Here is a 12,856-nt window from a genome sequence, read left to right as displayed (position 1 = left end):
CGCAAGCGAAACAAGCGCCTAACTCAGCGCTAAGCCTACTAGGTTAATCAACCTAATACGACGCGATACAAAAGCCAGGCTCACCCCTGGCTTTTTGCTTATTCAAATCACGCATTAGGTACACCGAATAGGGCAGGTGACAAGGAGTTCGTATCGATTAGATGGTCTCTTTAAATACCAATGTCACTGCGATGATGACGCAGCGGCACCTCAGTCATGCGGCTGAGCAAAACATAGAGTCTCAGCGAAACCTCGCCTCGGGTTATCGGATTAATTCCGCCAGTGATGACGCTGCAGGGCTGCAAATCTCCAATACTCTTAATGTTCAAACTAGAGGGCTTGATGTCGCCTTGAGAAATGCGCACGATGCGTATTCGGTGGCACAAACCGCAGAGGGGGCTTTGCATGAGAGTAGCGATATATTGCAACGCTTACGCTCTCTGGGGCTTCAAGCTGCAAACGGCAGTAATGACTCAAGTGATCGGCAAAGTATTCAATACGAGGTCGTAGCGCTGCAAGATGAGCTTGATCGTGTCGCGATCACGACGACATTTGCAGATAAAAACCTGTTTGATGGTTCTTACGGCTCGCAAAGCTTCCATATTGGTGCGAATGCCAACTCTATCTCTCTGACACTGCGAAATATGCGCAGTCACATCCCGGAGATGGGAGGGCAGCATTATGTTGGTGATGCGGTCGATAAAGATTGGCGAGTCACTAAAGATAATCAAACCCTTAAATTTGAATACCAAGACAGTAAAGGGCAAACCCAAACAGAATCTATTGGGCTCAAGCTAGGAGATCGCATCGAGCAAGTTGCTACTTATATCAACGCACAGCAATCGATAGTGAGTGCTTCAGTGACTGAAAACAATGAGCTGCAATTCTTTGCCTCGACGCTGAATGCACCTGAAGGTGTAACGTTAGAGGGTAGCTTGGCGGATGAGCTTGATGTTAGTGCTGGTGGTTTAGTCACAATGGACGACATCGATATGTCGACTGTTGGCGGGGCGCAGCTTTCAGTTGGGGTAATTGATGCAGCAATTAAGTATGTTGATTCGCATCGAAGTGAAATAGGTGGCTTCCAAAACCGGGTTAGCGGCACGATGGATAACCTTAACACGGTGAACCGGAGTGTGACCGAATCAAAAGGGCGGATACGAGATACGGATTTTGCTCGTGAGTCGACGGAGATGGTACGGTCACAAGTGCTGCAAGATGCGACTACCGCATTATTAGCCCAAGCGAAGCAGAGACCGAGCTCGGCACTTGGATTGCTCAGTTGAGCGGGTTGCAGCGATGAACATCGCTCAGGGACAATAGTTTCAGGCAATAAAAAACGCTGCCAATGGCAGCGTTTTTTTCGTGTTGGGCTAAGTAAAAATTACTTAGTTACACGTAGAACTGGAGTTTCACCAACAGTAACAGAACCAGAAAGCTTGTTCAGCTCTTTGATTTCGTCCATGTTAGAGATAACAACTGGAGTTAGCGTTGATTTCGCTTTCTCTTCTAGAAGAGCTAGGTCGAATTCAATTACAGTGTCGCCAGCTTTAACAGTTTGACCTTCTTCAGCGATACGCTTGAAGCCTTCGCCTTTAAGTTCAACAGTATCGATACCGAAGTGAACGAAAAGCTCAACACCGTCATCAGACTCGATAGAGAACGCGTGGTTCGTTTCGAAGATCTTACCGATAGTACCGTTTACAGGAGCTACCATTTTGTTACCAGCAGGTTTGATAGCAATACCATCACCAACGATTTTCTCAGCGAAAACAACATCTGGCACATCTTCAATGTTCACGATCTCACCAGAAAGTGGTGCGATGATTTCGATTGCACCTGCGTCAGCGCTGTCGTCAGATACTAGCTTCTTAAGTTTGTCAAACAGACCCATTGTGTCATGCTCCTAACGTTTTATTTAATTCTGTCGAATTATAGTATACCAATCTTTCGAGATAGACGACTTTTTTTAACCGCCTATCTCATTGGAATTAGTTGATTATTGAGTTTTCTCTGCAATGAACTTTTCTACAACTGCTTCGATTTCTGCTGCTGTTGGTAGAGAAAGTGCTTCTTCAGCCATTGCTTTCACTTCTGCGAAGTTAGAGTTACGGATAACTTTCTTCACTTTAGGGATAGAGATGCCGCTCATTGAGAACTCGTCTAGACCCATACCTAGAAGTAGAAGTGTTGCACGCTCATCACCTGCTAGCTCACCACACATACCAGTCCACTTACCTTCAGCGTGAGAAGCGTCGATAACTTGCTTAATCACAGTAAGTACAGCTGGTGATAGTGGGTTGTATAGGTGAGAAATCATCTCGTTACCACGGTCAACCGCTAGTGTGTACTGAGTTAGGTCGTTTGTACCGATAGAGAAGAAAGCTACTTCCTTCGCTAGGTGGTGTGCGATAGCTGCTGCAGCTGGAGTCTCAACCATTACACCGATTTCGATGTTTTCGTCGAATGCATGACCTTCAGCGCGTAGTTCTGCTTTGTACTCTTCGATCGCTTTCTTAAGCTCACGGATTTCTTCAACAGAGATGATCATTGGGAACATGATACGCAGTTTACCGTGTGCAGATGCACGTAGGATACCACGTAGCTGGTCACGTAGGATTTCACGACGATCCAAGCTGATACGTACTGCACGCCAGCCTAGGAACGGGTTCATCTCTTTTGGAAGATCCATGTATGGAAGATCTTTGTCGCCGCCGATATCCATAGTACGGATGATCACAGCGTGACCGTTCATTGCTTCAGCAACTTCTTTGTAAGCTTGGTATTGCTCTTCTTCAGTTGGAAGTGCGTCACGGTCCATGAATAGGAATTCAGTACGGTACAGACCAACACCTTCACCACCGTTACGGATGATACCGTCACAGTCTTTAACAGTACCGATGTTACCGCAAACTTCTACGCGGTGACCGTCAGTTGTTTCTGCGTGTAGGTCTTTTAGCTTAGCTAGCTCTTCTTTTTCAGCAAGGAATGCAGCTTTAACTGCTTTTGCTTCTTCTAGCTCAGCGTCAGATGGGTTGATAACGATCTTGTTGTTCATCGCATCAAGAATCAGCATGTCGCCGTTCTTAACTTGCTTAGTGATGTCGTTAGTACCAACGATAGCTGGAAGCTCAAGAGAGCGAGCCATGATTGAAGTGTGAGAAGTGCGACCGCCGATGTCACAAGCAAAACCAAGAACGTAGTCTAGGTTGATCTGTGCAGTTTCAGATGGCGTTAGGTCGTAAGCTACTAGGATAACTTCTTGATCAATATCGCTTAGAGAAACGATGTTGATACCTAGAGCGTTCTTAACGAAACGAGAACCGATATCACGGATGTCAGTTGCACGTTCTTTCAGGTATTCGTCGTCTAGAGACTCAAGAGCCGTTGCTTGCTCTTCGATCACAGAGTGGATCGCGTGGTCAGCAGACATTTTGTCGTTTTTGATAAGTGCTAGGATTTCTTCTTCTAGCTCTTCGTCTTCAAGAAGCATGATGTGACCTTCAAAGATCGCTTCTTTTTCTTCGCCAAACGTTTCAAGCGCTTTTTGCTTGATAGTTTCTAGTTGAGCAGAAGATTTGTTACGAGCGTCAAAGAAACGTGCAACTTCTGCTTCTACTTGATCATCAGAAATAGTGTTTGTGTTTAGGACAATTTCATCTTCTTGAAGTAGTAGTGCTTTACCGATTGCAATACCAGGAGATGCTAGGATGCCTGAAATCATAGCCTTACCTTAAGTTGGTCAACTTTATAAAACGGGAGAATAATGGGTGCGCTAACGAATAGTTTTAGCTTAGTTTTGAGTCTATTTCCAACGAAGCCATTTTGCTTTCACAAAATGGCTTCTGAAATAGGAGACCGAATTAGTGTAGTTGGTCCATTAGAGCAACTAGGTGGTCAACTGCTTGCTGAGCTTGTGGGCCTTCAGCTGAGATAGTTACTAGAGTACCTTTTACTAGGCCTAGTGTTTGTAGCTTGAATAGGCTCTTAGCGCTAGCGCTTTTACCGTTAGAAGTCACAGTGATGTCCGCGTCGAATGCTTTAGCTTCTTTAACGAACTGTGCAGCTGGACGAGTGTGAAGACCGTTTTCTGCTGTGATTTCTACTTGCTTCTCGTACATGTGATATACCCCAATAAATGTATTTTTTTGTTAGTTTGTGACTAAGTTTTAGCTTAACTGCTTTACACCTTGTGCGCTAGCACGGGAGAGTTCAAAGCGTGTCAGAACTGATACTAGTCAAAAGTTTGGTAATTACGCAACTGTTTGCGTGCGTAATTACACTGAAACCTTTTTGGTTTAGATTCTTTATTTTGAACCTAAAAATAAAACACCCTGATATTACCAAAGGTGGGGCAGGGATCAACAAAAAAGCCCCTGAACGGGGCTTTTTTAAACGAAAAATTGATTTGACCACATATTACTGTTGGTTCTCTTTCTCGGTAAAGATACCAGCAAATAGTGCTGTACTTAGGTAACGTTCACCAGAGCTTGGTAGAACTGTTACGATTGTTTTTCCTTCAAATTCAGGAAGTTCCGCGAGGCGGTTTGCTGCAACGACTGCTGCACCTGATGAGATGCCAGCTAGGATGCCTTCTTCTTCCATTAGGCGACGAGCCATCTCGATCGCTTCTTCAGAAGTCACTTGCTCAACACGGTCTAGAAGTTCTAAATCTAAGTTACCAGGGATGAAACCTGCACCAATACCTTGGATTTTGTGAGGCGCAGGTTGGATTTCTTCACCTGCTAGCGCTTGCGCAATTACTGGTGATTCTGCTGGCTCTACTGCAACAGATGTGATGGCTTTGCCTTTCTCACCTTTGATGTAGCGGCTTGTGCCTGTGATGGTACCGCCTGTACCTACACCTGCTACGAATACATCGATTTCACCGTCTGTTGCTTCCCAGATTTCTGGACCAGTTGTCTTCTCGTGAATCTCTGGGTTGGCAGGGTTGTTGAACTGCTGTAGAAGAAGGTATTTGTCTGGATTGCTTGCAACGATTTCTTCCGCTTTAGCGATCGCGCCTTTCATACCTTTTGCTGCTTCTGTTAGTTCTAGATTTGCACCTAGCGCTTTAAGAAGCTTACGACGCTCAAGGCTCATTGATTCTGGCATTGTCAGAGTGAGCTTGTAACCGCGAGCGGCTGCTACGAATGCAAGTGCAACACCTGTGTTACCACTGGTTGGCTCAACTAGCTCAACGCCCGGCTTAAGAGTACCTGCCTTTTCTGCTTCCCAAATCATGTTCGCACCAATACGGCACTTAACACTGAAGCTTGGGTTACGCGCTTCGATTTTCGCCAAAACTTTACCTTTGCTCACTTTATTCAAGCGAACAAGAGGTGTGTTACCGATAGTAAGAGAGTTGTCTTCGTAGATCTTGCTCATAGTGATGTTCCTTCATTACACGATATTGTGAATATGAGTAGAAGAATATGCGGTCTCAAAAAAAGGGAAAAGGATTAAAAAGTTATATCTTATGAGGTTGGTCGAGAATTGAGCAAAATGAAAGGGGAGGCGTCTAAAACCTCCCCGTATCGAATGAAAGTGTGAGTTATTGTTGATGCTTAAATTCGTTCACCCACATTGCAGTTGCACCGCAGACAGCAACAGGCATAACAATTAGGTTAAGAATTGGAATCGTGGTAAACACCGAAACCAACACTCCAAAGCCATAGGCTTTCCCTTGCTTTTGTTTCAATTTGTAACGCATCTCGTTGAAAGACACTTTATGGTTATCAAACGGATAGTCACAGTACTGGATAGCAAGCATCCAAGCGGTGAAGATGAACCACAAGAAAGGTCCAACCGTTTGCCCGAGTGCAGGGATCAACAGAAGAAGAAACAAGCCAATCGCTTTTGGTAGGACATAAAGCAATTTTCGCCATTCTCGTGCTAGCACGCGAGGGACATCTTTTATCACCGCAGCCATGCCATCATCATTCACTTTTTGACCCGTTAAGGACTCTTCGACTTTTTCAGCGAGTAAACCATTGAATGGTGCGGCGATGAAGTTAGCTAATGTACTAAAGAAATAAGAGAATGTGGCGAGAATAGTTAACACCAATATTGGCCATAATATGTAGGTAAGCCAAGAGAGAAAATCTGGTAACTGACCAATCCAGTTCTGGATCCAAACATCGAGATGGGAGAATAGATAGAAAATCGCGCCACCCACGAGTAATACGTTGGCAAGTAATGGCAAAACCACAAAGCGACGGATCTCCGGAGAGAGTGCTATTTGAATCCCATATAGGAAGTAACCGAATCCGGTTCTAGGCTGATTATTCAACTTCATATCTATTTTGTTTCGTGTAAGTGAAAACTCATTGTACCTGTGGATGGTTTTCTTTCAATGCCCTAACATTTTGGGTCTTGTAAAGTGGAATCGTGGCAAGAATCACAACAAAAAACCGAACTTCTTGCATTAAGTTGTTCTAAACCTACATATAGTTTTGGTAAAGTAAAAGCATCATTCGGATTTATTGCACTTGGGTTACTGCTCAAGGATGTGTGAGTAGTAGAACAAGTAGATTGAGAGTAAATAATGCAGGAATTGCGATTCGTACTCATTGTTGTTGGCGCATTAGCCATCGCCGCATTGCTATTTCATGGTCTGTGGACAAGCAAAAAAGAAGGCAAAGCAAAATTTGGTAACAAGCCGCTTGGTAAGTTGGATGTTGACCAAGAGGATAAAGAGTCTCCAGAACAAGAGCGTGATTTTGCTCCTGCTCCAGAAGACGACTTCGAAATCATCCGTAAAGATCGCAAAGAGCCAGACTTTGGGATGGAGAATTCATTTGATAATAAATTCGCTTCTGATCCTCTGATCGATGATGTTCTTGATGTAAAAGAAGAGAAAGAGCATAAAGAAGAGCAAGAAATCCCAGCTTTTGTTGCGACAAAAACAGAAGAAGACGTGGTAGAGCCTGTTTTACAAGAGTCAGTAGACACTTTTGCTGAAAACGAAACTATCGCGGAAAAAGAAGAAATTATCGAACCGGTATTTGAAGCAACGGTTGTACCAGAATCGGCAGAAGTAGAGATTGCGCCTGTAATGACAGAGGTAGCGGTTGAAGAGCCGAAGCCAGAGCCAGAAATGCAGGTGATTGTGTTAAATGTGCACTGTGCAGGCGAAGAGCCATTTATTGGTACTAAGCTATTCGATAGCCTTCAGCAAAACGGTTTGATTTACGGTGAAATGAATATCTTCCATCGCCATGTGGACTTGTCTGGCAATGGTAAAGTGTTATTCAGTGTTGCAAACATGATGCAGCCGGGTACGTTAGAGCACGGTGACCCAGCAGAGTTTTCAACGAAAGGTATTTCCTTCTTTATGACTCTCCCTTGCTATGGTGAAGCAGACCAAAACTTCAACCTTATGCTGCGTATTGCACAGCAAGTCGCGGACGATATGGGGGGGAACGTACTGGATGATCAACGTAACCTGATGACACCTGATCGATTAGCATCATATCGACGTCAAATAGTTGAGTTTAATGCTGCTAACGCATAACCTTAACACCAAATAATGATAGGGCTCCGTTAGGAGCCCTTTTTCTTAGATTCCCAACCTCATTAATGAATATACACGGGGCTTTAATATGTCTGAATCAGTACATCAGCGACTAGAAGAGCTAAAAGAGTCGTTGCATTACCACGCGGTTCGTTACTACGTGGAAGATAACCCAGAGATTCCAGATGCAGAATACGATCGTATGATGCGTGAATTATTGGATATTGAAGCCGAACACCCAGAACTGGTTACCGTCGACTCTCCAAGTCAACGCGTAGGAGGTCAGCCACTGTCTGAGTTCAGCCAAGTTACTCATGAAGTGCCGATGCTATCGTTGGATAACGCTTTTGATGATGCGGAACTGGATGGTTTTCATAAACGCGCTCAAGATCGCGTTGTCGGTCATACCATCAAACAGTACTGCTGTGAGCCTAAGCTTGACGGTTTGGCTGTAAGTCTATTGTACGAAGATGGTGTCTTGGTCCAGGCTGCGACACGTGGTGATGGTACTACTGGTGAAAACATCACGGAAAATGTGCGTACCATCAGCGCAATTCCATTAAAGCTGCAGGGTAAAGACTGGCCGACACGTCTAGAAGTTCGTGGTGAAGTCTTTATGCCAAAAGCGGGTTTTGACAAACTTAACGAGATCGCTCGTCAAAAAGGCGAGAAAGTTTTTGTTAACCCACGTAACGCGGCGGCGGGCAGTCTGCGTCAACTAGATTCACGTATTACCGCTTCGCGTCCATTGAGCTTTTATGCTTACAGCGTTGGCGTTGTTGAAGGTGCTACGTTAGCAAACAGCCACTACGAGCGATTCTTACAAATCAAATCTTGGGGCTTACCAATGTGCCCTGAAACCAAGCGAGTCGATAACTTGGAAGAGGTAAAAGCCTACTACCAAGACATTCTTAACCGTCGTGAAGCTTTGGCGTATGAAATTGATGGCGTCGTCATTAAAGTTGATGATATTGCAATTCAAGAGCGTTTGGGTTTTGTTGCTCGCGCTCCTCGTTGGGCAATCGCGTATAAATTCCCTGCGCAAGAAGAAATTACCACGCTAAATGATGTGGAGTTCCAAGTTGGTCGTACAGGTGCCATTACGCCAGTAGCTAAGCTTGAGCCAGTATTTGTTGGTGGTGTCACGGTAAGTAATGCAACTCTTCACAACGCAGACGAGATTGAACGTTTACAAGTGATGGTAGGTGATCAAGTAGTGATTCGTCGTGCTGGTGATGTGATTCCGCAAGTTGTCTCTGTTATCAAAGAACGTCGCCCAGAAACGGCGCGCGAGATCCTATTCCCCAATGCTTGTCCGGTATGTGGCTCTCATGTTGAACGTATCGAAGGTGAAGCCGTTACACGTTGTACTGGTGGTTTAGTATGTCAGGCTCAACGTAAAGAAGCGTTAAAACACTTTGTGTCTCGTAAGGCGCTAGATGTAGACGGATTGGGCGAGAAGGTCATTGAACAATTGGTTGATCGTGAGATGGTCGAAACACCAGCTGACCTGTTCAAGCTTTCTGCAGGCGTACTGACGGTCTTGGAACGAATGGGACCGAAATCGGCAACCAACGTTGTTAATGCTCTTGAGAAATCAAAACTAACAACATTGCCACGTTTCTTGTACTCACTTGGTATCCGAGAAGTCGGTGAAGCTACAGCTGCAAACCTTGCACAACATTTCAAGAATCTTGAAATCATTGAGCAAGCAACAGAAGAGCAGTTGGTTGAGGTTCAAGATATTGGTGTGGTCGTAGCAAAACACATTACCACTTTCTTCAGCGAAGAGAAAAACCAAGCGGTTGTACAAGACCTACTGGCGCAGGGCATTCACTGGCCAGAAATCGCCACACCACAGGAAGGGGTCGAATTACCTTTGGAAGGTAAAACCGTGGTGTTAACCGGTACGCTTTCTCAGTTAGGTCGTTCAGAGGCGAAAGAAGCACTACAGAATTTAGGCGCAAAAGTAACTGGTAGTGTTTCGAAGAAAACAGATATTTTGTTTGCTGGAGAAAATGCCGGTTCTAAGCTAGCTAAAGCTCAAGAACTTGGAATTGAGATTCAAACTGAGCAAGACTTACTCAATTTGATGAAATAACTCTCCTCAAAAAAGATAAAAAATACCTAAAAGCCCCAAGTGTCAGTCGCTTGGGGCTTTTTCTTGGCAATTAAAAAGTCACTCAATAACCGTTCAAATACCACTTTTCCTGATTTCAGTGATCAGGATCTCTCCTTACGTTATTCTTCTTTTATAACTAAAACTCTGCGATCGACTTCAAAATAGAATGGGTGAGTTTTTATTATATGTTTGATATTTAAAGTCTTTTCTTTGATTTGTGTCTTTGGTGTTAAAAATAAGATCTGGATCAACAACTTATATGGAACTTTGGCGTTGGTCATATTTTTTTAGAAAAAAAATAAGTTCCATTTGGATGTTTTTAGATGCGAAGTTAGTCTTAGAAGCGTGGATACACGGTGTGTATGCAGGAACTAAAAAGAACCAATTTAGAAATATTGAGGTTCACTCAGGAATTTACTTCTCTCCTTCGGCGGCCAACTTAAGGCGAGATAGAAAAATACAGCTATATCCATTTTTAGGAGTTTTTTCCATGGACAAATTTTTCAAGGTTTCAGCGTTAACAGCTGCGATGTTTGGTGCGGTTGCAGTAGCTCCGGCTACAGCATCTACTGAAAGTGCAGCTGGTGGTGAGTATGTAGAAAAAGTTAACGAATTTATGCAAGACTCAAGTCTTAATGCAATGTTCGTTGTTGATACTCGTTCTCGTACTCGTACAACAGGTAAACCTGGTGGTGAGAATGGCGACCGCTGGAGCCGTCTAAACTACTCATCTTACAACGCGATCATTGACTTCACTTCTGGTTACCATGATGGTTGGTTAGGTGCAGACGTAGCAGCTTACTACTCTGGCGACCTATACAACGATAGCTTGAAAGGCGCAGACGGTTACCTATGTAACGAGATCTCTACTTGTACTAACCTAGACTGGGGTGCAAGTGACGGTGATCAACTTAAAGTTTACAAAGCTGCTCTGAAGTTTAAGACTGGCGAAAACTTTAACGCTCGCTTCGGTATGTTGCAAGCTGGTGGTAATGGCACAATCGGTAACGTTTGGAGCTTCGTACCAGGTACTTACCGTGGTTTCGAACTAAACGCGAAGCTGGGTGATTTCAACCTAAGCTACTTTGGTGCAGACCAATTTACAGCACCATGGTTGCTACACGAAGATGACTACGCGCCAGCACTATGGTCAGACACTTCTTGGAGCTACCTACACTCTCTAGGTTTGAACGGTAACATTACTGACGCTCTATTCTTCCAAGTTGGTCTTGGTCAAGCGACAGGCGTTAAATATGCTAACGGTATCGACTGGGGTGCAGGTCAAGTAACTAGCTACCATGACGAAACTGATAACACGTCATACAAAGCTTACTTGAAGTACACAGTAAGTGACCGTACTACTCTTGCATTTGACTTCTACGGTGTTGATGACGATGTGAAATACGATGGTCTAGGTTTCCACACTGGTCTATCTCTAAACCAATCGTTCGGTAAACTGTCTTGGATGTCTGAACTACGTTACACAGACACAGACAACCGTTCAGATTTCGTTCCTCGTACAATCCATACTTACGGTATGAATAACGGTACTTGGTCACAATGGTGGGATGCTCTATCTGACTGGAACAAAGCTGGCGAGCTAGCTTGGTACAACCGTCTATCTTACAACCAAGGTAACGGCTGGAACTACTACCTAGGCTTCGGCTACGGTTCTGGTGCAGACTCTGCAGCAAGCGGCGCATCTGGTGACTGGGATTACGAGAGCGAGTACGCAGTTAACGCAACAGTTTCTTACTCTCTACAAAGCGGTTCTCTTAAAGGTACAACCGTGCGTCTACACGGTACTATCCTAGAGCGTGATGAGTTTGCTGGTGCAGCAGACGCGGATGAGACAGACCTACGTCTACAAGTTCTTATCCCATACAGCTTCCACTAATATTTAGAAGTTAAGAAAAGGAGCCAATCGGCTCCTTTTTTATTTTACTTCTTTTCCGTCATACATTTTGCAATATAGGGGAGGAAGCATGTGTACGTTGCCGTTGGGCAATTCACACTTTATTTCCGGTGCTAATGTTCTACCACCAGAAGCGCCATTTGCTAGCGAAGTCAATGGCATTAATGCAGCGATAGCGACTAATAATCCAGTTACCAGTTTCATATTATTTACCTTGTAATCTAGAATGTATTTTCTTTTTAATTTCACTTAATTACTTGAGTTCGTTGTTTAGGTGGGAAATATTAAAGCGTAGCGTTCTGCTCCTTAATCTAACCTACGATTTAGTTGTCCCATGAACCACCTTGAAAGCGGCACATCTCACTAGGTAGATGGGCAACATCGCCACTTGGTAAAACACATTCAACGATAGGTCCTAGATTGGTGGTGCCTCCATTCCCGTTGTTATAGGCGAATGAAGAAAACGCAAACGCGCTGCACGCTAAAAACAAAAAACACTTCTTCATAGTACATCCTCTTACTTACCTTAAAAAAATATAAGCATTTAATTGCCATGCTTATGCGTTAAGTATGTATAGAGACCTAGAAAGATCAAAAATTAATTCAACAGTGTTTTATTTTTTAAAATGAATTTAGATTTTAAATTTTGGGATATATTTATCTATGTGCTTGAAATTTTAATTTAGTAGGAGGATCTGTTTTGATAAAGGAGAGAATATTAATAATATTTCTATTACTTAATTTTTGTGGTTAATTTAAATAAGTAGATGAAATAAAAGCATTAGTCACGGGAAGGAAATAAAAGGATGCTGAGCACCCTTTTATTTTGACACAAATCAGCGAGAAACCGGTTTAATCTTCAAAATTATGCCGTCTACGGCGATAATTTCGACCCGAGTTCCCGTCGGCAATTCGTGTTCGCATTCAGCTGACCACGTTGTATCTGCCACTCTAAGACGATTCATTCCAATGTGAAAATCTTCTTCGAGCGTGACAATATTACCTATCAGCTGTTTGTGTTTTTGATTGAGATCTCTGGCTTGATCACTTTTGCGATCCTTGGACCATTGCTTTCTCCACCATAGCCAAGTGGTAACCAAACTGAAAGCCACAAAGGCAAGCCACTGCATCTGCCAACTCATTGGTAAGAAAGATAGGATAGCGCCAACGATCAGGGCGGAAATGCCTAGCCAAAGAAAATAGCCTGCTGTGCCCAATAGCTCTACAGCGAGCAAGGCTAAACCAAGCGCAATCCAATGCCAGAATGACACGCTTTCTAATAGGCTAAATAAATCCATAGGCA

Annotated in this window: 12 protein-coding genes; 4 read left to right on the top strand and 8 right to left on the bottom strand. The window is 43.8% G+C overall.

Annotated features, from left to right (window positions below; all coding sequences use genetic code 11):
* Positions 1-161 precede the first annotated feature (161 nt).
* Entirely contained in the window at positions 162-1,286 is a 1,125-nt protein-coding gene (locus AACR11_RS29105) for a flagellin (RefSeq protein ID WP_029788500.1), read from the top strand.
* A 98-nt stretch (positions 1,287-1,384) separates the two neighbouring features.
* On the opposite strand, the gene crr is transcribed toward AACR11_RS29105, so the two are convergent.
* The 5 genes from crr to cysZ all read right to left on the bottom strand — a co-directional run bounded on the left by crr (position 1,385) and on the right by cysZ (position 6,298).
* Positions 1,385-1,894, bottom strand: a complete 510-nt coding sequence (crr, locus tag AACR11_RS29100; protein ID WP_005425608.1) for a PTS glucose transporter subunit IIA — start codon at positions 1,892-1,894, stop codon at positions 1,385-1,387.
* Between the two features lie 105 nt (positions 1,895-1,999).
* Entirely contained in the window at positions 2,000-3,724 is a 1,725-nt protein-coding gene (ptsI, locus tag AACR11_RS29095) for a phosphoenolpyruvate-protein phosphotransferase PtsI (protein ID WP_029788502.1), read from the bottom strand.
* Between the two features lie 139 nt (positions 3,725-3,863).
* Positions 3,864-4,121: an HPr family phosphocarrier protein gene (locus AACR11_RS29090; RefSeq protein ID WP_005436894.1), complete on the bottom strand. Its 258-nt coding sequence runs from the start codon at positions 4,119-4,121 to the stop codon at positions 3,864-3,866.
* A 298-nt stretch (positions 4,122-4,419) separates the two neighbouring features.
* Positions 4,420-5,388, bottom strand: coding sequence for a cysteine synthase A (gene cysK, locus AACR11_RS29085; RefSeq protein WP_005436896.1), 969 nt, complete (start codon positions 5,386-5,388; stop codon positions 4,420-4,422).
* A 166-nt stretch (positions 5,389-5,554) separates the two neighbouring features.
* Complete coding sequence (gene cysZ, locus AACR11_RS29080) at positions 5,555-6,298, bottom strand: sulfate transporter CysZ (RefSeq protein WP_005451544.1); 744 nt, start codon at positions 6,296-6,298, stop codon at positions 5,555-5,557.
* A 249-nt stretch (positions 6,299-6,547) separates the two neighbouring features.
* On the opposite strand from cysZ, the gene zipA reads away from it, so the two are divergent.
* The 3 genes from zipA to AACR11_RS29065 all read left to right on the top strand — a co-directional run bounded on the left by zipA (position 6,548) and on the right by AACR11_RS29065 (position 11,535).
* Positions 6,548-7,516 (top strand): cell division protein ZipA, encoded by a 969-nt coding sequence (gene zipA / locus AACR11_RS29075; RefSeq protein WP_029788503.1) that lies wholly within the window; start codon positions 6,548-6,550, stop codon positions 7,514-7,516.
* Positions 7,517-7,604: 88 nt separating this feature from the next.
* Positions 7,605-9,617, top strand: coding sequence for an NAD-dependent DNA ligase LigA (gene ligA / locus AACR11_RS29070; RefSeq protein WP_017188413.1), 2,013 nt, complete (start codon positions 7,605-7,607; stop codon positions 9,615-9,617).
* Between the two features lie 511 nt (positions 9,618-10,128).
* Positions 10,129-11,535 carry a porin gene (locus AACR11_RS29065; protein ID WP_029788506.1) on the top strand — a complete coding sequence of 469 codons (1,407 nt, stop codon included), beginning with the start codon at positions 10,129-10,131 and terminating at the stop codon, positions 11,533-11,535.
* A gap of 39 nt (positions 11,536-11,574) precedes the next feature.
* On the opposite strand, the gene AACR11_RS29060 is transcribed toward AACR11_RS29065, so the two are convergent.
* The 3 genes from AACR11_RS29060 to AACR11_RS29050 form a co-directional block, all read right to left on the bottom strand.
* Positions 11,575-11,757 carry a hypothetical protein gene (locus tag AACR11_RS29060; protein WP_009698603.1) on the bottom strand — a complete coding sequence of 61 codons (183 nt, stop codon included), beginning with the start codon at positions 11,755-11,757 and terminating at the stop codon, positions 11,575-11,577.
* A 119-nt stretch (positions 11,758-11,876) separates the two neighbouring features.
* Positions 11,877-12,059, bottom strand: coding sequence for a hypothetical protein (locus tag AACR11_RS29055; RefSeq protein ID WP_100216240.1), 183 nt, complete (start codon positions 12,057-12,059; stop codon positions 11,877-11,879).
* Positions 12,060-12,389: 330 nt separating this feature from the next.
* On the bottom strand, positions 12,390-12,851 hold the full coding sequence (locus AACR11_RS29050; RefSeq protein ID WP_005451549.1) for an NfeD family protein: 462 nt from the start codon (positions 12,849-12,851) through the stop codon (positions 12,390-12,392).
* Positions 12,852-12,856: the final 5 nt, after the last annotated feature.

It is taken from the genome of Vibrio sp. L85 (assembly GCF_963871815.1).
Taxonomy (GTDB): domain Bacteria; phylum Pseudomonadota; class Gammaproteobacteria; order Enterobacterales; family Vibrionaceae; genus Vibrio; species Vibrio harveyi.
This window is presented reverse-complemented; position numbering and strand designations above follow the sequence as displayed.